This is a genomic window from Euzebya rosea (assembly GCF_003073135.1).
Classification (GTDB): Bacteria; Actinomycetota; Nitriliruptoria; order Euzebyales; family Euzebyaceae; genus Euzebya; species Euzebya rosea.
The window spans coordinates 47,616-67,565 of record NZ_PGDQ01000007.1 but is presented as its reverse complement, the minus strand read 5'-3'; the positions used below and the strand labels follow the sequence as shown (position 1 = coordinate 67,565).

The window sequence follows — 19,950 nt, the reverse complement described above, 5'->3', positions numbered from 1 at the left end:
CCATGAAGTACGTCAGCACCCGCGGCGACGCGACCCCGCAGCCCTTCTGCGACATCCTCCTGGAGGGGCTCGCACCCGACGGCGGCCTCTACCTGCCGGAGACCTATCCGACGGTGGACGACGCCACGCTGACGCGTTGGCGAGGGTTGGGCTACGCCGAGCTCGCCACCGAGGTCCTGTCGTTGTTCGTCGACGACATCCCGCACGACGACCTGCGCCGGATCGTCGGCGAGACCTACACCTCCGAACGCTTCGGGACCCCGGAGATCACGCCGCTGCGGCCCCTCGGGGACACCGGGATCCTCGTCCAGGAGCTGTCCAACGGGCCGACGCTGGCGTTCAAGGACATGGCGATGCAGCTGCTGGGCGCGCTGTTCGAGTACGAGCTCGGCCGCCGCGGGGAGACGCTGAACATCCTCGGCGCGACGTCCGGCGACACGGGCAGCGCCGCGGAGTACGCCATGCGCGGCCGCGAGGGCATCCGTGTGTTCATGCTGACCCCGAAGGGCCGGATGAGCCCGTTCCAGCAGGCGCAGATGTTCAGCCTCACCGACCCCAACATCCACAACATCGCCGTCCACGGGGTGTTCGACGACGCCCAGGACATCGTCAAGGCCGTCTCCAACGACCTGCCCTTCAAGCGCGCCCATCGCATCGGCACGGTCAACTCCATCAACTGGGCACGGCTGGTCGCCCAGGTCGTCTACTACGTCGCCGGCTACCTGCGAGCCACGACCGACAACGACCAGGTCGTCAGCTTCACGGTCCCCTCGGGCAACTTCGGGAACGTCTGCGCCGGCCACGTCGCCCGGTCCATGGGCATCCCGATCGACCGGCTCGTGGTCGCCACCAACGAGAACAACGTGCTTGCGGAGTTCTTCGCCACCGGGACCTACCGGGTCCGCAGCGGCGCGGAGACCCACGAGACGTCCAGCCCCTCGATGGACATCTCCAAGGCGTCGAACTTCGAGCGGTTCGTCTTCGACCTCGTCGGTCGTGACGGTGATCGGGTCCGCAGCCTGTTCGGTGATGCGCTGTCCACGGACGGTGCCTTCTCGGTCTCCGCCGAGGAGTTCGACCGGATCGAGTCCTTCGGCTTCCTCGCCGACACCAGCACCCACGCCGACCGGGTCGGCACGATCCGCAGCACATGGGAGCAGCACGGGTCCCTGGTGGACCCCCACACCGCCGACGGCCTGACGGTCGCGGCTCGTCACCGGGTCGACGGCGTGCCGATGATCGTGCTGGAGACCGCCCTGCCGGCCAAGTTCGCCGACACCATCGTGGAGGCCATCGGGACCGAGCCCGAGATCCCCGAACGGCTTGCCGGCCTGCTCGACCTGCCCCATCGGGTCCGGGTCATGGACGCCGACGTGGCGCAGGTCAAGGACTTCGTGGCCGCCACCTGCGCCTAGTCCCTCGCTCCAGCAGCCCCGTCACCCGCCGCCGGGGCAGGTGAGGTGGCGTTGCACGACGGTGTCGGACAGCTCGGCGGTGTCACCGAGGACGATGGCTGTCGCCGGCCGGGTGCCGCAGCCCAGCAGCCGGGCGCTGCCGATGGCGAGCCCGTCACGGTTGAGGGGCAGGAGGGGCCGGGCGTCGGTTGCGGACAGCGAGCTGCCGGCGAGTCCCCACGCCCAACCGTCGTCGGCCCAGCCGTCGTGGACGTGCAGCTGCCGTCCGGCGCTGGCCTGCGACACACCCAGCAGCTCGCTGCTGATCAGCGCGGCGGTCTCGTCGCGCGTCGTCCCGCCGATCCGGCTGACCGTGCTGCCGTCGGGCAGCGCCGCGGCCACCGCGGGCGACAGGGCAGCGTCGCCGCCGAGGACGCTGATCGGGCGTCCGCCGGTGTGGGCATCCAGCCAGCCGGCGGTGGACGGATGCAGCCCCGCACGGTCGGTCAGGAGGATCGGCCAGCCATGCAGCGCGGCAGCCGACGACGCGCCGATCGCGTCTGCCCATGCGCTGGTCGGGTTCTCCGGCGTCCCGTACGCCCTGGCGAGCAGGTAACGATCGGGCGTGCCGAGCAGCTGGGTCACGGTGGCAGCCACCTCGACGGCGGTTTCGATGCGGGTGGGACCGGCGATGCGGCGGGTCACGAAGCCGAGCGCCCGGACGTCGTCCGCCACCGCCTCCGACAGCGCAGCCGTGCCGCCGAGCAGCCGCACGTCGGCCCCATCGACCATCAGCTCCCGGAGGGCTGCGGCCACACGGTCGTCGAGCCCGTCCGGGCCGGTCAGCAGCAGCGGACCGGCGGCTGCCAGGGCCGATCCGGTCGTGGCGTCGGCGAAGTCGACGGTGGTCGCCAGGGTGGCGCTCGTGGCGCTGGCCCCGTCGACGCTGGCGCGGGCCGCGAGGATCGACAGGGCAACGGGGTCCTCCGCGCCCAGCCGCTGGATGCCCGACCCGGGACAGCCGGCCAGGACGACGTCGAGGGGGCCGTCGCTGTCCACGACGAGCTCGACCGCGCAGGTCACCCCAGCACGGGTCGGGTCGATGGTCACCGAGGCGATGTTGGTCGCGGTGATCTCCAGCCGGTCGGCCGGCGGTGTCGCTTCACCCTCGGCCTGCTCGACACCGCGTTCGATGTAGCTGATGGGGCCGGCGTTGCCACCCACGAGCGCCCCTCCACCGGGGCTCGTGTCCGCCGCCGTGCGCCGGCCGGTCCCGTGGGCAGCCGAGTGCACCTCGATCGTGCCGGTCGGTGCGGCGTCGGGGTCCGCCAGGCGCAGCCGGGACAGCCAGTAGGCGTGGTCGGCGAGGACGTCGAGGGCGTCCTCGCTGGGGTCCAGGACGTAGCGGATCGTCGCCGGGTCACGGTCGACCTCGGCGTCGCCCATCCAGTCCGCACCCGGGGTGTACTCGTCGTTGCCGGCCAGGGTCAGGTGGTCGGCGGTGGTGAACAGGTCGTAGACGTGGGCGATCCCCGCCTCGACCAGGCCCGCGTGGGCCTCCTCGGCGTCGCCGATGTTCACCAGCTCGTCGGCGGCAGCGTTCCACGCCAGCAGCGGTGTGTTGTGCAGGGACGCCAGCTGGTCGGCCACGGTGCCGGGCGCGCCGACGACGGAGAACCCGAGGGCGAACAGGTCGGGGTAGCGGGCCATCAGCCGGTAGGTCCCGAACCCGCCCATGGAGTAGCCGGACACCGCGACACGATCGGCATCGATGGTGTGGTGGCGGGCGGCGTCGGCCCAGACCTCGAACGTCTCGGCCTCGGGCACGCCGGTGTAGAAGCCGTCCGGGCCTCGACCCTCGGGGGTGATGACGATGTGGCCCTCGCCCCGTTCGCCCAGCTGGACCTGGTTGTTGGTCGACAGGTACTGGTTGTGGTTGGCCGACAACGAGTGCAGGAGCAGGGTCAGCCCCCACCCGTCCGCCGGCGGGTCGCCCTCCGGGACGTGGATGGCGTAGGGCTGCAGCTGTCCGACGTATCGCCCGTGGCAGCTGGTACCGGGGGTGCTCGGTGTGCTGGAGATGGCGAAGCAGACGTTGTCGGGTTCGATCCCCTGTCCGGCGACGTAGCGGCTGGCGTGGATGCGGTTCATCGGGCCGCTGGTCGGGAGGGTGGACTCGTCGGTGACCCCGGCCGCGCCGAGGTTGCCGAAGTCGACGCTGGTGGAGAAGGGGGAGAGGTCCCGGGCGGTCAGCTGCAGCGACTGCTGTCGCTCGCGCCACCAGGGGGCCAGCGCGCGGGCGCCGACGGCGGTGTCGGCCATGGTGACACCGGCGATGAAGGGGGTCGGTTCGTCCAGCCGGGGACCGACGTTGACCAGCGCGCTGCCGAGGACGCTGCCGCCGCCGGGGGTGTCCTCGGTGGCGGGCCCGGGCTGCGGGGCCAGGTAGGTGCCTGCTTCGACGTCCCACAGTCCCACGCCGACCGTGACGGGGACCTCGACTGCCCCCGGGTTCCATGCGGCGTCTGGGATCCGCAGGTCGAGCTGCCGGCGTTCGAGGTCGACGGTGACCGTGGGGGAGGGGCTGAGGGCCTCGCCGGTCGCGGCGTCGAGGAGCTCGGCGGTCCCCCCGTGCGTGGTCAGGAAGACCTCGGCGAGGGAGGCCGCCCCGGCGCCGTGCGGCCAGTCATGGCTGCCGGTGTCGCCGAGCGCGATGGTGACGGCGGTCAGGGCCGGGTCGACGAGGGTGTTGAGGGTGACCCGCAGGGCCGTGGCGTCGGCCACGCGGGTGATCCGCAGCTCGACGAGGTCTGCGGCGTTGTGCCGGTAGGCCTCGGCGGTCGGATAGGTGAAGGTGCCTGCGGAGGGGGAGTAGAGGTTCGTCGAGACGCCGTAGGGGTCCTCGGGATCCGGGACGCCGGTGGCGCCGTGGTCGTCGAACAGGAAGTCCTGGTACAGCCACTCCCCGTCGCGGTAGGCATGTGCGCCCGAGATCAGCAGCGGATCGGCCTGCCACGGCCCGGTGTTCTCCAGCTGCGGTGCGCGTGGGGGCGGGAGGTGGAGGGCGTCGGGCCCGGGCCGATGGCCGGTCACGACCGACGGCACCCCGCTCCCAGCCGCCGTCGAGGCCGTTGCGGGCCCCGTGGTCGCCACGGCCATCGAGACCGCGATCGCGATCAGCAACGCCAGCTGCCCCGTCCTGACTGCACTCATGACTGCGCCTCCTCAGCGGACCCGTGGCCCGCATCCGCGTCCGGCTCTGGACGCGGAGGCGCTCACGCTAACCCAGGGTGTGCAGATCGCGTCCCAGCGTGGCCACGAGCTGATACCGGGTCTCACATGTGTCGGGTCGGGCGGGTCGGGGGTACATGGAGCGCCATGACTTGTTTCGCACAGCGCGTGATCGCCAACGACGTCCTCGACGTCGAGCACGACCGGGTCTTCGACGTCCTCGCCGACCCCGACTGCCTGGCCACCCTGACGCCGCTCGTGGCACGGATCGACACCAACGGCGATCGGTGGACGTGGCAGCTGGTGGAGGTCTCGGCCCTGGGTGTGACGGCCACGGCCCGGTTCACCACGCTGATGGACATCGGCACCGACGCCATCCGGTTCCGTCCCGCCCCCGACGTCGACGAACGGGCGTCGGCGACCGGCCACCTCGAGGTCACCCCGGAGGCCGACGGTCGGACCAGGGTCGCCATCGACCTGACCGCGACCGTCGAGCTGCCGCTGCCCCGCATGATGTCGCGGCCGGTCACCGCCGTGATGTTCGCCACGATGCGTGGGGGTGGCAGTCGGTTCGCCGACAACCTCCTGGACCACCTGGGCAACCCGGGCCGTCGGGGCATGGAGGTCCGGGCGGCCGACCCCGTGTCGGGCCGCACGGTCGCCGCCTAGCTGGACACACCATCTAGCCGACGGGCTCGTCGAACAGCTCGCAGTCGGGGTTCTCGCAGCGGAACCCACCGTCGGGATCGGCGACCTCCTGGGGCAGGGTGGTCACGCCGCACGCCGGGCAGACGGGCGCCCGGCGTTCGTGGCGACGAGGATCCAGCCCGTGGTCGTCGGCCACGCTCACGTCTGCGCGTCGGGCAGCACGGCTTCGATGGCGGACAGGACACGTTGGTCCAGCGGTTCGACCTTCGGGCCGAAGCGGTCCACGATCGAGCCGTCGGGGGCCACGAGGAACTTCTCGAAGTTCCAGCGGATGTCCCCGTCGTGTCCCTCGGCATCCGCGGCTGGGACGAGCGCCTCGTACAGCGGGTGCCGCTCCGCACCGTTGACGTCCACCTTCTCCGTCAGCGGGAAGTCCACGCCGTAGGTGGTGCTGCAGAACTCGAGGATCTCCTCCGGCGTCCCCGGTTCCTGCCCCATGAACTGGTTGCACGGCACACCGACCACGCCGAACCCACGGTCGCCGTAGCGGTCGGCCAGCGCCACGAGGCCGTCGTACTGCGGGGTCAGGCCGCACCGGGAGGCCACGTTCACGATCAGGGTCGCCCGGCCGCGCTGCTCGTCGAGCACTGTGGCGGGGGAACCCTCGAGGCCGGCGATGGCGATGTCGTAGACGTTCATGGCCGGCACGCTAGCCCGGTTCGGTCGGGCCGTCAGCCGGGGCGTGCGGCGTCCTGGCGGCTGTCCGGACGCCGGACGGGATGGAATACTGCGGGCCAACGCCCCCCGACGATCCCAACCCCGGGAGCCACGATGTTCGTTGCCTGCCGCGAGTCCCACCGTTCGACCACGGGCGGGGTTGGCTGATGGCCGGTGGACTGGTCGGGCTCCTCGACGACGTGGTGACGCTCGCCAAGCTGGCCGCGACGTCCCTGGACGACATCGGCGCCGCCGCGGGTCGCGCAACGTCCAAGGCGGCGGGTGTGGTGATCGACGACGCTGCGGTGACGCCGCAGTACGTGCACGGCCTCGCGGCCAACCGTGAGCTGCCCATCATCAAGAAGATCGCGAAGGGGTCGTTCCGCAACAAGCTGCTGTTCGTCGTCCCGGTCCTGCTGCTCCTCAGCGAGCTGCTCCCGGTCCTCCTCACACCCCTGCTGATGCTGGGCGGGGCCTACCTCTGCTACGAGGCGGTGCACAAGATCTGGGCGGTCGTCGCCGGGCACGACCACGGCGAAGCCACCACCGAGAAGATGAAGTCCGAGGACGAGGTGGTGTCCGGCGCCATCCGCACCGACCTCATCCTGTCCGCGGAGATCATGACGATCGCGCTCAACGAGGTGGCCGACGAGCCGCTGGTCAGCCGGGGCCTGATCCTCGTCGTCGTCGCGATCGGCATCACCATCCTCATCTACGGCGTCGTGGCGCTCCTCGTGCGCATGGACGACGTCGGCCTGCACCTGGCCGAGACCCGCGAGAACGGCATGGCCACGTTCGGCAGGCGGCTGGTGGGCGCCATGCCCAAGGTCCTGTCGGCGCTGGGCATCATCGGCACCGCCGCCATGTTGTGGGTGGGCGGCCACATCGAGCTGATCGGCCTGGAGGAGCTGGGGCTGACCGCCCCCTACGACCTCGTGCACGGCTGGGAGGAGTCGGTCCACGAGGCCGTCGAGGGCGGGCTGGGTGGTCTGCTGGCCTGGCTGGTGAACACCGCCGGATCCGCTGTGCTCGGCCTGGTCTTCGGCGCCGTTCTCGTCGGTGGCCAGATGACCTGGGCCAAGCTGCGGGGCGAGGCACCGAGCCACTAGGCGCAACCCGCCGCATACTGGCGGCGATGAACTCCATATGGCTACAGCTCGGGCTGGTCGGCGTGCTGGTCACCCTCAACGCCTTGTTCGCCGGCAGCGAGATGGCGCTGGTCAGCCTCCGTGAGGCCCAGCTCGCGAAGCTCGAGCAGCAGGGTGGGCGGGGCGCGCTGCTCGCCCGGCTGGCCCGGGAACCCAACCAGTTCCTCGCGACGATCCAGATCGGCATCACGCTTGCCGGCTTCCTGGCATCCGCCACGGCGGCGGTGTCGCTGGCCGAACCGCTCCAGGCCCCGCTGGAGGCCGTCCTCGGTGCGGCCGCCCGGCCCGTGTCCATCGTCCTGGTCACGGCAGCGCTGACCTTCCTCACCCTGGTGTTCGGCGAGCTGGCGCCCAAGCGCGTCGCGCTGCAGCGCACCGAGTCGTGGGGACTGCTCGCGGCGCGTCCCCTTGCCGGACTCGCCACCGTCACCCGACCGGTGGTGTGGCTGCTCGGCATCTCCACCGACCTCGTGGTGAAGCTGCTCGGGGCAGATCCCGCACAGCAACGCGAGGAGCTCACCGAGGACGACCTGCGAGACATGGTCGCGGTGCAGCCGGAGCTCACCGAGCACGAACGTCGCATCATCGACGGCGCCTTCGAGTTCGCCGACCACACGCTGCGACAGGTGATGGTGCCGAGGGTCGAGGTCGTGGCCCTTCCACACGACCACGACGCCGCTGCGGCCTCGGCCGTGATGGCCGAGAGCGGCCACACCCGAGTCCCGGTGCACACCGGCGACCTCGACGAGGTCATCGGTACGGTCCACCTGCGTGATCTCGTAGGGGCCGAGGGGCTGCTGGCCGACCACGTCCGGGAGGTCCTGGTGCTGCCCGAATCCGTCGGCTGCCTCGATGCCCTCCACCGCATGCAGGAGGAGCGCCAGCAGATGGTCGTCGTCATCGACGAACACGGGGGTACCGCCGGCATCGTCACCGTCGAGGACCTGCTGGAGGAGCTGGTCGGCGAGATCTGGGACGAGGCCGATCCCGATGTCCGGGGCGTCGAGATCGACCCGGACGGGTCGATGCTGCTGGAGGGGTCCTATCCGGTGCACGACCTCGTCGACATCGACGTCGACCTGCCACGGGGGGACTACACCACCATCGGCGGGCTGGTCCTGGCCGAGCTGCACCGCATCCCCGAACGTGGCGACCGGGTGCGGGTCGGGAGCTGGGACATCGAGGTCGTCGACGCCACGACGCGGCGCGTTGAGCGGGTCCGGCTCGTGCCCGTCGAGGAATCACTCGACGAGGACTAGTGCAATCCTCCGGGCTGCCGTAGGGTGCGGGCTATTCATACGCATAATACGGAGGAACATCATGGTCAACGTCCGGTACCGCCCGCTCGCGCTGCTTGCCCTCGCCATCGTCGCGAGCCTGGCCCTCCTCTTCGTGGTCGTCCCGCCGACGGCCGAGTCCAGCACCGCCGACCGTGGCGGACACGGCCAGTCCCAGGCGCAGGGCCCCAAGGTCGACAGCCAAGCCGTGCTCGACACGCTGTACCAGTGGGCCGAGGCCTACGACGAGAACGACCCCGAGCTGATGCGTGACGCGTTCACCGACGACGCCACGTTCGTCTACGCCTCGCCCGCCTTCGACGAACCGCTCGTGTTCGAGGGCATCGAGGAGGTCATGGGGCTGTTCCTCGACGCGCTGGAGTCCCAGGACGACCAGCGTCGCCACGTGATGAGCAACAGCCAGATCGACCGGATCGATCGCACGACGGTCCAGGTGACGTCCTACCTGACCCTGCTCGTGGTCGCCGATCCGGCCGACGGGCCGATCGTGCAGAGCACCGGGGTGTACCGGGACACGATGGTCCTGGAGCGCGACGGGAAGTGGCGCATCCAGGTTCGTGACCTCCGGCTGGACACCGCGGCCTGACGACAGGCGCGACAACACGCACAGGGCCCCGGGGGATACCCCGGGGCCCTGTGCTGCGTCCGCTGACGGCTACTCGACGATCATCACGGCCTTGGCGTTGACGAACTCGCGGATGCCGAAGCCGCCGTGCTCCCGGCCGTAGCCGGAGTCCTTGACCCCGCCGAACGGCAGGTTCGGCTTGGCCAGGTTGTAGCCGTTGATGTTGACCATGCCGGTGTCGAACTCCGTGCGGGCGAGCTCGATCGCCCGGTCGACGTCAGCGGAGAAGATGCCACCTCCCAGTCCGTAGCGGGAGTCGTTGGCGACACGCATCGCCTCGGCGTCGTCCGTGACGCGGATCAGCGCCGCGGCGGGGCCGAACAGCTCGTCGTCGTAGGCGGGCTGACCCGGGGCGACGTCCTCGAGGACTGTGGCGGGGTACCAGGCCCCGGGACGGTCGGGGACCTCGCCGCCGACCAGCAACGTCGCGCCCTTCTCCACGGATTCGGTGACCTGCTGGTGCAGGGTGTCCCTCAGCTCGGTTCGGGCCATCGGCCCCAGCTTGGCCTTCGGGTCGGTGGGGTCGCCCGGCTCGATGGCGGACATCCGCTCGACGAAGGCGTCGCGGAAGGCCTCGTAGACGTCGTCGACGACGACGAACCGCTTTGCCGCCACGCAGGTCTCGCCGTTGTTGACGATCCGACCCTGGACGCAGGTCTTCACGGCCTGCTCGACGTCGGCGTCGGACAGCACCACGTAGGCGTCGTTGCTGCCGAGCTCCATCACGGTCTTCTTCAGGTGCTTGCCGGCGACGGCGGCGACGTGGCGCCCGGCCCCGTCGGATCCGGTGAGGGTGACACCCCGGACCTTCGGGTTGGCGATGACCTCGTCGGACTGGTCGTGGGAGATCTTCAGGGCGGTGAAGACGCCCTTGGGCAGCCCAGCCTCCTCGTACAGCTCCTGCAGGCGCTCGGCCATGCCCCACACGTTCTGCGCGTGCTTCAGCAGGACGGTGTTACCGGCCATGATTTGCGGGACGGAGTAGCGGATGACCTGGTAGATCGGGAAGTTCCACGGCTGGATGCCGTAGATGACGCCGACGGGCTGGTGGGTCACGATCGCCCGGCCGCCGTCGAGCTCGCGGTCCTCGTCGGCGAGCATCGCCGCGCCGTTGTCGGCGGTCCAGTCACAGATGGCCGCGCACAGCTCCACCTCGCTCGGGCCCTGGCGGATGACCTTGCCCATCTCGGTGGACATCAGCTGCGACAGCTCGTCGACGTTGTCGCGGAGCAGCTGGCCGAGCGTGCGGAGCGCGGTGGCGCGGGTCTCGAACGACTCGCGGCGCCACTTGTCGAAGGCGTCGTCGGCTGCGTCGATCAGCTGGGTCAGCTCGGCGTCGGTGTGGTGGGTGTAGGTCGCGATGTCCTCGTTGGTGGCGGGGTTCACGGTGGTGCTGGTGGCCATGGGGTCTCCTGGGAATCGGCGTGTGCCGCTGTGCTGCCCGCTGCAGGGGCCGGCAAACGCGCCGCGCCCAATGGACGGTCACACCCGGGACCGGGGCCCGGTGGTCACGGGTACACGCGACCACCGGACGTCAGGTCACGATTCCTTGCTGATGACCTCACCGGCAAGGACGCGGGCCTCAGCGGCCGTCTCGTCGCTCACGCGCTCGCCCGGGCCGAACACGAGGATGGACGCGGGCTTCTGGGTGTCGAGGAACCGGGCCACTGGGTCACCGATGCCGTCGGCCTGCACGTACAGGATCGGGGCGTTGGTCAGCGGCGAGACGGCACCACCGATCAGGGCGTACGCCCAGCCGTCGTCGGCGAACCCGTTGACCAGGCCGACGGCGTTGGAGACCTCGCCGTCCGGCCGGTGGTGTCCGACGAACCGGTCAGCGATCACCGTCGAGGTCTCGTCCCGCGTCGCACCTGCCGTGCGACCGACCGAGTTGCCCGGCAGGTACTGGTTGAGCTCGTCCTCCACGGCCTGCGAGATCGCCCCGGTGCCCCCAAGGATGTTGACGCTCCCGTCCCAGACCTCACCCTCTCCGCTGTCCGGTGGGTAGATGTAGTCGTACACAGCCTGGTGCACGCTGTCCTGTGGCGTCAGCAGGATGGGGAGTCCGATGAGCGCCCCGAACGCACCGGCGGCGGCGGAGTCGGCGAAGTTGTCTGCTCGCGCCAGGAAGAAGTGCTGTCCTGCACCCAGCGCCTGCATCTGCTGGGCGACCGCCACGGACGTTTCGACCCGGCTCGCGCCCTCGACGCGCGCCGGGCAGTACCCGTCCAGGGCGAGCTCCTCGACAGCGCCCACCGACACGGCGTTCTCGCCGCCGAGGACGTACACGTCGACCGGATGGTGGTCACAGTTCACGAGGCCCTCGGTGCGGGGGACCAGCGTTCCGACGGCATCCAGGACCTCCGGGCGCAGCGCCGCATTGGGCCCGCCGTCGGTCAGCAGCAGCGGCCCGCCGAGCATTCCTGCGAGCGCCGATCCGCCGAGGTTGTCGGCGAACTGGTCGTTGCGACCGAGCACGAGCACGTCGACGCTGCCGGGCGCGAACATGTCCAGGGCCAGCTCGACGGAGGCGATCGTCGGATCGAGGGAGTCGGCCAGCCGCGCATCATCTGCGGCTGCCGGGCTGGCGAGAAGTCCCGTGAGAAGTGCACAGGACACAGCGGAGCCAAGCAGCCGCCGAGAGGGGGTGAACATGTGTGTGGGTCGACTTTCGTAGAAAGGGAACTGGCCGTATCGCGGACACTAGTCCTTTCGAACCATGCCCATGGCCGTCCGGACCTGTCCGGGACCTGTCCGGGTCCCGCTGCGACGACACCCACACATGGAGGCCTCCATCGGGGACGGCTACGATCCCCGTCCGCCTGAAGGGGAACGTGGATGCTCGAGATCATGACCGCCAACCAGCTGACCCGTGCCCGTGACACCGGTGCGCTGGTCGCCGAGATCCTGCAGACGATGAAGGCCCGGACGGCCGCGGGCACGAACCTGCTGGACATCGACCGGTGGACGAAGGCCATGATCGAGGACGCCGGTGCCGAGTCGTGCTACGTCGACTACGAACCGTCCTTCGGCCGGGGACCGTTCGGCCACTACATCTGCACCTCGGTCAACGACGCGGTGCTCCACGGCCTGCCGCACGACTACACCATCGCCGACGGTGACCTGGTGACGCTCGACCTTGCCGTGTCCCTCGCCGGTGTGGTGGCGGACTCCGCGATCAGCTTCGTGGTGGGGGAGCAGCGGCCGCCCGGCGCCGACGCCATGATCGACGCCACCAGGCGGGCGCTGGATGCAGGCATCGCCGCAGCTGGGCCCGGTGCCCGGATCGGCGACCTCGCCCACGCGATCGGCACGGTCCTCACCGAGGCGGGCTACTCGATCAACACCGAGTTCGGCGGGCACGGCGTCGGGTCGACGATGCACCAGGACCCGCACGTCCCCAACGACGGTCGGGCGGGACGGGGCTACAAGCTGCGTCCCGGGCTGCTGCTCGCCCTCGAACCGTGGGTCATGGCCGACACCGACGAGCTGGTCACCGACGACGACGGCTGGACCCTCCGCAGCGCGACCGGCTGCCTCACCGCCCACAGCGAGCACACCATCGCCATCACCGACGACGGTGCGGAGATCCTGACTCTGCCCAAGTGACCCCGTTGCCCGACCAGCCGGCTACAGATCCAGGTCCACGATGCGCCGGCGGAGACCGTCGCCCGTGCGCTCCACCGAGACCATCTGCCCGAACTCGATGTGCGTCCAGTCCTCGGCGGTGTCGGTGAGGGGCTCGGAGGCGAAGATCGCCGACGTCGCGTCCTCCGGTGGGGTCGGGTTCACGTCGTAGGAGTTCTCGTAGTCCTCGAAACCAGTACCCGTCAGCAGGTACAGGGGCTCGAGGACCATCGACAGATCGTGCTCGGGGGTGCCGGCGTCTGCCGTGCGCAGGTCGCGCCAGTCGGCGTCCATCTCGGTCTCGCCCTCGTGCCCGAACCCGAGGTTCACCCCGATCATCCGGTTCGGTGCGATCAGGGCCATCTTCATCTTCGTCAGGGCGACGAGGTCCAGCTTCCGCATCGCGCCGAGGATGAGCTGCAGCGACGTCTCGAAGGCAGCCTGCACGTCGTCATCGCCGTCCCCCTTCATCAGCGACGCGAGCAGGACGTAGAGGAACTCGGTGTCGGTCGTGCCGCGCATCTGCTCCAGGAAGCGGTCCTCGCAGTGCGCCAGCAGCTCCCGCTGCAGAAGCTTCCAGCCGGGAAGGACGCCGTTGTGGGCCACGAGCCACGGCGCACCCCTGAAGGAGAAGGGATGGCAGTTCTCGTCCACGAGTGCCACCCCGGCGTCGTAGGCGGCCGCGCGCACGTGCGCGATCAGGGTGCTCGCCGAGAGGCTCGGGATGATCCCTTCGACGTTGTCGTCGTAGAACGCCGCCATCGGCCGTCGGTAGCGGAAAGGTTCCTCGGGCCGCAGGAGGTGTTCGCTCCAGCCACCGAAGCCCCAGCCGGCGAGCTGCAGCAGCGGATGTGCCTCCGGATCCAGCGCTTGGTTGATCAGGCTGTTCTCGGGATCCACGAGGAGGCTCTGGACCGGCAGCTCGGAGCCCACGTAGGCAAGGATTCGACACATGTCGGTCATCATGGCATCACTGGGCTGCTGGCAAACCCAACACCCCGCAGCGCACATAACATAGATTATGTAAATTGCTACGCATGGAGGCGAGGCGCGTCTCGCCGTACAGGCATCAGCCGGAATGATGCGGTGAGGCGATCCGACCGACGTCTCGTGGTCACCGAGACGACGGCTGGGGGCGGAGCTCGAACTCGAGGGGGCCGACATCGACCCCGTCCGTTTCCACACCGATCCCCACGGCGTCGCCGTCGCCGGCGGTCGTCGCCGGGGCCTGCCGCGCCACGAGGACGACGACCTGCTCGCGCAACGGCTCCACGCTCGCGCTGCCGATGACGTCGGAGACCGGAATCCGGCGCCCACCGAGGGTGAACGTCGAGCGCTCGGGGACGATCGTGACCGCCTGCGGACCCGCGGTCACCGAGATGGGCAGCAGGACGACGTCCTCAGCGGCGTCGGTCAGCAGCACGGTGGCGTGGATCGACGCCACATCGACGCCATCGAACGCCAGCTGGTGCGGACCCGTGGTGACGTTGTGGAACAGCTCGGCGGTGTTGCGCCCGTCGCGGTCGTAGCCGTCGACCTTCCAGCCATCCGCGGTGGCCAGCATCGTGATGGTGTCGATCCGCAGCGGCGCGCCGCTGATCCCCTTCGTGGAGAGCTCCAGCTCGCCGTCCAGGACCGTTCCGTCCCCTTGGTCGGGAACCATCAGCGGCTCGAGGACGACAAGGTCCCGGGAGCTGAACGCCTCGGGGTCGGCCAGCAGGACCTGCTGCCCGTACCGGGCTGCGTCGTTGGCCGATCCGGTCGAGACCGACGCCATGGTGTCGTAGTCCGCGGCGGCGAGGGCCTGCACGTAGGTTGTCGCGGCAGCGACCGCCTCGGTGGTGTCCGGCCCGCCGATGCAGCCAGTCAGGGCAAGCGTGGCGGCGATCAGGACGGCCAGCATGCGCGACATGCTGGCGATCCTACGACCGACGGCGTCGCACCGGCGGCGCGGAAGGGATTTCCGGGATGTCGTGCCGCCCCGCGGCCTGCCGAGCGGCACGATGGGCCCATCGTGCAGCGTCGGATCTTCGGCTCGCTCCTCCCCCGCCCGGCGGGGCAGGCCCTCGCGCGGGTGCGGCGTGCGTCGACCGTTCGGATCCGAACCCACGACGGCCACCATCTGGCCACCGACGTGCACCGACCAGGCACGGACGCGCCCGTCCCGACCGTCCTGATCCGCACCTCCTACGGACGCAACGGCCTGACCGGCATCCCCATGGTCGCCCAGGCCAAGGCGCTGGCCGCCCTCGGCTACGCCGTGGTCCTCCAGGACGTCCGAGGCCGGTTCGACTCCACCGGCGAGTTCGTGCCGATGGTCAACGAGGTCGCCGATGCCCGGGCGACGATCGACTGGATCACCGACCAGCCGTGGAGCGACGGGACCATCGGCGCATGGGGGTTGTCCTACCTCGGCGGCACCGCGTGGGCGGCGGCCGTCGCCGCACCCGACCGGGTGCGGGCCCTCTCGGTCGGCATCACCCACTCCGCCGTCGGCCTCCCCGAGACCACCGGCCTCGTGTACGTCGACACCGGCCTGCGCTGGCTGCGGTCCCTGGACGCCATGGCACGCCTGGACGACTCCGCCGCACGCCGGCTGGCCAACCTCGTCCGGTTCCGCCTGCCCGGGGCCAGCGACGACGAGGCCTTCAGCCACCTCCCCCTCCTCGAGCTCGACGAGCGGGTCCTGGGCAGCCCCTCCCCCATCTGGCGGACCTGGGCGGAACACCCCGACGCCAACGATCCCTTCTGGCAGCCGGGAAACCTCAGCGCGGCCGTCACCGGCGTCGCCCCCACCAGCCACCTCACCGGATGGTGGGACCTGTTCGTGGACCGCCACCTGGACGACGTCGACCGCCAGTCGTCGGCCGGACGGGTCGACCGGTTGGTCGTCGGCCCGTGGGGCCACCTCGACGGCGCCGTCCAGGTCAGGGCCTTCGCGGAGATGCGACGCCACTTCGACCGCCACCTCCGCGGGATCGACCGAGCGGGACCCGCCGTGGAGCTGTGGATAGCCGGCGCCGAACGCTGGTGGACGGGCGACCGCTGGCCGGCCACGACGACCCGGACCATCCCCTTCGACGATCTCCGATCGCCGACCGACCGCCTGGTGTTCGACCCCTCCTCCCCCACCCCCAAGGCGGGCGGCCGCATCCTGTCGGTCGACGCCGGCCCCGTCGACTGCACCGACCTGGCGGCCCGAGACGACGTGGTCACGCTCACAGGGCCACCGCTCCCCCATCCCCTCGTCGTCGTCGGGCGACCGACGGTCACCGTCGACCTGCTCGCCGACACCGGTCACACCGACCTGTGGATACGGCTCGCCGAGGTCGACGTCAGCGGCCGGGCCCGGTCGATCAGCGACGGGTTCCTCAGACTCCGCGACCTGCGCGGCCGTCACACTGCCACGGTCGAGCTGCACCCGGTCGGCCATCAGCTCCGGGCCGGCAACCGCCTGCGGGTCCACGTCGCGGGCGGGGCCTTCCCGCACCACGACCGCAACCTCGGCCTGGACGGCGATCGGCTGCACCTGACCGACCACCGCCCGACGACGGTCCGGATCCACGACGGACGGCTGGAGCTGCCGGTCCACGTCCCCGACGACGGCTGGATCGCCGCCACCGGGCCCTGAACAACAGGGCGGCGTCGAGCCGGCTCAGGCGCCGTACTTCGCCAGCCGTCCCGCCGCGCCGAGGGCGATCGGCAGCAGGTGCTGGGTGGGGCGCAGGCCCAACAGGCCCCCGGCGCACGCCCGCTCACCGAAGGTGGCCACGTCGTCCACACCCGCGGATCCGCCGGCGACCAGCGTCGGCACGGGGTGCCACGAGTGGCCCGACGCCGCCGCTGGTGATGCGTGGTCCCCGCTGACGGCCACCACGTCGGCATCGGCAGCCTCGAGCAGGGCGGGAAGGTCGACGTCCAGCTGCTCCAGCGCCTCGACCTTGGCCTCCCGGTTGCCGTCGTGACCGGCGGCGTCGGCGTACTTGTAGTGCACGAACAGGAAGTCGTGGGTCCGGCGCGCACCTCGGGCCAGCTCGATCTGCTGGGCCATGCTGGTCGGGGGGCCGTCGGGACCGTGCAGGATCTCCATGCCGACCAGCTGGGCGACCCCGCGGTACATGGGGTAGCTGGCGATCGCGGCAGCGCGCAGTCCGGTTCGTTCGCCGAAGTCCGGCATCTCGCGCAGCCCGTCGAAGCCCCGGAACAGCGCGACGTCCGGCATCCGCTCGTCGCCCTCCTCGGCCGCGAGGGCCGCCCGGACCGCCGCGTCGACCGCGTCCACGACCGCTGCCGTGGAGCCGTCGGCCGAGCCGAGCGCCCGTGCCGACAGCGGCGCGAGGCCGGTGTCCTGGGGGTCCATGTCGGCCAGCCGGGCGTCCAGCCCCTCCCCCCGGAGCACCAGCAGGACCCGGTGCTCGCTGACGTGCCGCAGGAACACCTCGACCCCGTCGACCGGCGGGTCGGCGTCGAGTCGTTCCTGCACTCGCTGGGTGAGGGGTTCGGCGCGGTGGTCGCTGATCCGCCCTGCACGGCGATCCTCGACCAGCCCGTCGGCGTCGAGGAACGCGAGGTTGCCGCGGGCAGCCACGTCACCGGGCTGCAGCGGGAAGCCGGTGCCGACGGCAGCCAGGACCCCGCGTCCGAGGTCGTAGCGCCACGGGTCGTAGCCGAAGAGGGCCAAATGGCCCGGGCCCGACCCGACGGTGATGCCCGGTCCGGCCGGCTCGGTCAGTCCGGTGATCCCGCTGGCGGCAAGCGCGTCGAGGTTGGGCGTGTGTGCGTCCTCCAGCTCCGACCCGCGGTCGGCCTCGGGATACCCCCCGAGGCCGTCCACGACGAGGAGGAGGATGCGGCCACCGTCCTGCAGCAGCGGTGTGTAGCGGTCGAAGTCGATCATCGACGACGACCCTACCGAGATCAGGTCAGCTGGTAACGCTTCGGCGCGCGACCGGCGGTGCCGGTGTCCAGCGGTGCGAGCTCCTCGAGCTTGCCGGCTTCCTCGAGCTTGTCGAGCACGGCACGAACGGTGGAGCGGCTGGCGTCGGCCCGGTCGACCAGGTCGTTTATCGTGAAGGGTTCGGTGCCGATGGCGTTGTAGACGCTCTCCATCGCGCTGCCCTCCTCGAACAGGGGGCCGTCCTCGTCGGACTCCGAGGCGGCCGCGGCAGCCGGAGCGGCCGGGGCGTCGTCGTCGGCGAGGTCCATGTCGTCGTCGCCGTCGGCGTATGCACGGGCTTCCTCGGAGATGCCGAGGCCGGCCTCGCGGAGCACCTGCAACGGGACGCCCTCGTAGAAGAAGTCGTCACCGGTCACGCGGTTCGCCTGGGCCCACTGCGCCGCGAAGGCGATGTAGTCGGCCTCGAGGTCGGGCATGTAGGTGGCGGGGTCGGACGCCCGGCGCCACTCCGCACGAAGGAGCACACGACGGACGGGGTCGGTCGCCTCGGCGATCTGTGCCGCGAGCTCCTCGACCTCGTCCCAGTCCACGGCCGTGTTGGGGTCCTGCAGTGCCTCCATGTAGGCACGTACGGCCTCGTCGGCGACTCGAGCTCCGCGAACCATCTTTTCCTCCTGAAATCGACACCACCTCGGTCGAGGTGGCGCCCGGGATGCTAGCAACCGGCCGGTGGTAACCGCCGTACCTTTTACCCCGGTTCACTCGGGTGGGTCGGTTCCCGACGCCTCGGCCCCTGCCAGGAGCTCGATCTCGCGTGTCAGGTCGCGCAACGCCTCGAGGAGCCCGTTCAGCGCGACCGGTTCGATGTCGAGGGTGTCGATGGCATCACGGGTGGCGCTGGTCATGGCGACGACGCCGAGCAGGGCGCTGTCCCAGCGGTCCTCGTTGACGGACTCCACGATGTTGTCGGCCAACGAGACCAGCTCGCGCTGCAGGGAGGGGTCGGCGGCCCGCAGGCGTTCGGAGGCGTCGAGGATGGCCAGCACCTGACGGGCGGCTTCGTCGACGGCATCGGTGCCCGTCACCATGTCGGTCTCGTCGACCGGCTGGACCAGGCGGAACACACCGAAGCCACCAAGGACGACCGCGACGCCGAGCAGCAGGCCGACCAGCAACGCCCTGGACCTGATGGCGTCCATCCCCCGTCGCGGGAGGTCCTCGAGGAAGGGTGCGGGGGCCGGCACGGTCGGATGCGGCGGTGTGGCTGCCTCGGGGATGCCCAGCGCGGGTGTCGGCGGCGGCGTGGGTGGCACGACCGCCACGGACAACGCCGAGTCGCTGCTCGGCGGTTCCCACGGTCCGGACCCGGAGGAGGGTCCGTCGAAGGGTTGGGAAACGGCGGTGGGATCCTCGTCGGTGTTGCGCGGCCCGCCGGTTCGGGAGGCGATCTCCTCCTCCGGCACGTCGGGGGCGGGCAGCTCGCCACGGATGATCAGCTCGACCTCGGCGGCGGTCGGCCGCAGGGTCGGGTCCCTGCGTGTCATGGCCACGAGCAGCGGCGTCCATGGCTCCTGCAGGTCGTCGGGGACGACCGGATCGCGGCTGAGGCGGGCCATGGCGGCTTCCACGCCGGTGCCACGGAAGGCGCGGGTGCCCGTCAGGGACTCCAGCATCACCAGGCCGAAGGAGTAGACGTCGGCAGCTGGCCCCACCTGGGAGTCCTGGAGCTGCTCGGGTGCGAGGTAGGCGGCGGTGCCGATGGTGGTCCCGGCGCGGGTGACGAGCGTCGCATCGGCCAGTCGCGCGACACCGAAGTCGGTCAGGTAGGCGCCACCGTCGGTGTCGATGAGGATGTTGGCGGGCTTGATGTCGCGGTGGATGACGCCCATGTCGTGGGCGTGGGCGAGGGCGCTGGCCACCCGGGCGCCGATGTCCTCGGCGTCCTCGTCGGCCAGGGGCCCCTCGGCCCGGAGGCGGGCCGACAGCGACTCGCCGTCGACCAGCTGCATGACGAAGTAGGGGCTGGCCTCGTCGGTGGTCCCGCTGTCGAAGAGCCGCACGATCGCGGGGTGCGACAGCCGGTCGAGGATGCGCATCTCCGAGGCGAACCGATCGGGGTCCGCCTGCTCGCCGACCCGCATGATCTTGACCGCGACCATGCGGCCGGAGCTGGTGTCCTCAGCGGCGTAGACATCGGCCATGCCGCCTCGACCGATGGAATCGGTCAGGCGATATCGATCGGCGAGCACCGCGCTCTCGGTGCTCACCGGGCGATTCCGACCGGTCGATCCCACGTAGACATCCGTGACAGTCTCGCACGCCAGCCGCCCGTCGGTGCGATGGCGTGTCGCAGGCCGTGGACGGA

Annotated in this window: 17 protein-coding genes; 7 read left to right on the top strand and 10 right to left on the bottom strand. The window is 70.8% G+C overall.

What is annotated here, in order from left to right; all coding sequences use genetic code 11:
- Positions 1 to 2: 2 nt before the first annotated feature.
- Positions 3 to 1,415, top strand: coding sequence for a threonine synthase (thrC, locus tag CUC05_RS11295; RefSeq protein ID WP_108666220.1), 1,413 nt, complete (start codon positions 3 to 5; stop codon positions 1,413 to 1,415).
- 21 nt (positions 1,416 to 1,436) lie between these two features.
- On the opposite strand, the gene CUC05_RS11290 is transcribed toward thrC, so the two are convergent.
- Positions 1,437 to 4,607: a cell wall-binding repeat-containing protein gene (locus tag CUC05_RS11290; RefSeq protein WP_108666219.1), complete on the bottom strand. Its 3,171-nt coding sequence runs from the start codon at positions 4,605 to 4,607 to the stop codon at positions 1,437 to 1,439.
- A gap of 165 nt (positions 4,608 to 4,772) precedes the next feature.
- Here CUC05_RS11290 and CUC05_RS11285 point away from each other — a divergent pair, with 165 nt between their 5' ends.
- Entirely contained in the window at positions 4,773 to 5,294 is a 522-nt protein-coding gene (locus tag CUC05_RS11285; RefSeq protein WP_157965462.1) for an SRPBCC family protein, read from the top strand.
- 13 nt (positions 5,295 to 5,307) lie between these two features.
- Here CUC05_RS11285 and CUC05_RS24685 read toward each other — a convergent pair whose 3' ends face one another.
- Both CUC05_RS24685 and CUC05_RS11280 read right to left on the bottom strand, forming a co-directional pair.
- Entirely contained in the window at positions 5,308 to 5,475 is a 168-nt protein-coding gene (locus CUC05_RS24685) for a hypothetical protein (protein ID WP_157965461.1), read from the bottom strand.
- On the bottom strand, positions 5,472 to 5,972 hold the full coding sequence (locus CUC05_RS11280; RefSeq protein ID WP_108666217.1) for a glutathione peroxidase: 501 nt from the start codon (positions 5,970 to 5,972) through the stop codon (positions 5,472 to 5,474). Before CUC05_RS11280 ends, CUC05_RS24685 begins: the two co-directional genes overlap by 4 nt.
- Before the next feature lie 185 nt (positions 5,973 to 6,157).
- Between CUC05_RS11280 and CUC05_RS11275 the strand changes: the two genes are divergently transcribed.
- From CUC05_RS11275 to CUC05_RS11265, 3 genes are all read left to right on the top strand, one after another.
- Positions 6,158 to 7,099 carry a DUF808 domain-containing protein gene (locus CUC05_RS11275; protein WP_108666216.1) on the top strand — a complete coding sequence of 314 codons (942 nt, stop codon included), beginning with the start codon at positions 6,158 to 6,160 and terminating at the stop codon, positions 7,097 to 7,099.
- Positions 7,100 to 7,125: 26 nt separating this feature from the next.
- Entirely contained in the window at positions 7,126 to 8,397 is a 1,272-nt protein-coding gene (locus CUC05_RS11270; RefSeq protein WP_108666215.1) for a hemolysin family protein, read from the top strand.
- Between the two features lie 61 nt (positions 8,398 to 8,458).
- Positions 8,459 to 9,022 (top strand): nuclear transport factor 2 family protein, encoded by a 564-nt coding sequence (locus CUC05_RS11265; protein ID WP_108666214.1) that lies wholly within the window; start codon positions 8,459 to 8,461, stop codon positions 9,020 to 9,022.
- Between the two features lie 69 nt (positions 9,023 to 9,091).
- Here CUC05_RS11265 and CUC05_RS11260 read toward each other — a convergent pair whose 3' ends face one another.
- Together CUC05_RS11260 and CUC05_RS11255 are read right to left on the bottom strand one after the other, a co-directional pair.
- Positions 9,092 to 10,465 (bottom strand): NAD-dependent succinate-semialdehyde dehydrogenase, encoded by a 1,374-nt coding sequence (locus CUC05_RS11260; RefSeq protein ID WP_108666213.1) that lies wholly within the window; start codon positions 10,463 to 10,465, stop codon positions 9,092 to 9,094.
- 135 nt (positions 10,466 to 10,600) lie between these two features.
- Positions 10,601 to 11,680: a cell wall-binding repeat-containing protein gene (locus tag CUC05_RS11255; RefSeq protein ID WP_170127989.1), complete on the bottom strand. Its 1,080-nt coding sequence runs from the start codon at positions 11,678 to 11,680 to the stop codon at positions 10,601 to 10,603.
- Between the two features lie 219 nt (positions 11,681 to 11,899).
- Here CUC05_RS11255 and map point away from each other — a divergent pair, with 219 nt between their 5' ends.
- Positions 11,900 to 12,670, top strand: a complete 771-nt coding sequence (map, locus tag CUC05_RS11250) for a type I methionyl aminopeptidase (protein ID WP_108666211.1) — start codon at positions 11,900 to 11,902, stop codon at positions 12,668 to 12,670.
- A gap of 21 nt (positions 12,671 to 12,691) precedes the next feature.
- On the opposite strand, the gene CUC05_RS11245 is transcribed toward map, so the two are convergent.
- Together CUC05_RS11245 and CUC05_RS24680 are read right to left on the bottom strand one after the other, a co-directional pair.
- Complete coding sequence (locus tag CUC05_RS11245; RefSeq protein ID WP_108666374.1) at positions 12,692 to 13,642, bottom strand: class II glutamine amidotransferase; 951 nt, start codon at positions 13,640 to 13,642, stop codon at positions 12,692 to 12,694.
- Positions 13,643 to 13,802: 160 nt separating this feature from the next.
- Positions 13,803 to 14,600 (bottom strand): hypothetical protein, encoded by a 798-nt coding sequence (locus CUC05_RS24680; protein ID WP_157965460.1) that lies wholly within the window; start codon positions 14,598 to 14,600, stop codon positions 13,803 to 13,805.
- A gap of 102 nt (positions 14,601 to 14,702) precedes the next feature.
- Here CUC05_RS24680 and CUC05_RS11240 point away from each other — a divergent pair, with 102 nt between their 5' ends.
- Entirely contained in the window at positions 14,703 to 16,319 is a 1,617-nt protein-coding gene (locus CUC05_RS11240; protein ID WP_157965459.1) for a CocE/NonD family hydrolase, read from the top strand.
- A 24-nt stretch (positions 16,320 to 16,343) separates the two neighbouring features.
- Here CUC05_RS11240 and CUC05_RS11235 read toward each other — a convergent pair whose 3' ends face one another.
- The 3 genes from CUC05_RS11235 to CUC05_RS11225 all read right to left on the bottom strand — a co-directional run bounded on the left by CUC05_RS11235 (position 16,344) and on the right by CUC05_RS11225 (position 19,852).
- The gene (locus tag CUC05_RS11235; protein WP_108666209.1) at positions 16,344 to 17,585 is read right to left on the bottom strand and encodes an alkaline phosphatase family protein; all 1,242 of its coding nucleotides are present in this window, start codon (positions 17,583 to 17,585) and stop codon (positions 16,344 to 16,346) included.
- Positions 17,586 to 17,605: 20 nt separating this feature from the next.
- Complete coding sequence (locus CUC05_RS11230) at positions 17,606 to 18,250, bottom strand: hypothetical protein (protein WP_108666208.1); 645 nt, start codon at positions 18,248 to 18,250, stop codon at positions 17,606 to 17,608.
- A 93-nt stretch (positions 18,251 to 18,343) separates the two neighbouring features.
- The gene (locus tag CUC05_RS11225) at positions 18,344 to 19,852 is read right to left on the bottom strand and encodes a serine/threonine-protein kinase (RefSeq protein ID WP_108666207.1); all 1,509 of its coding nucleotides are present in this window, start codon (positions 19,850 to 19,852) and stop codon (positions 18,344 to 18,346) included.
- Positions 19,853 to 19,950: the final 98 nt, after the last annotated feature.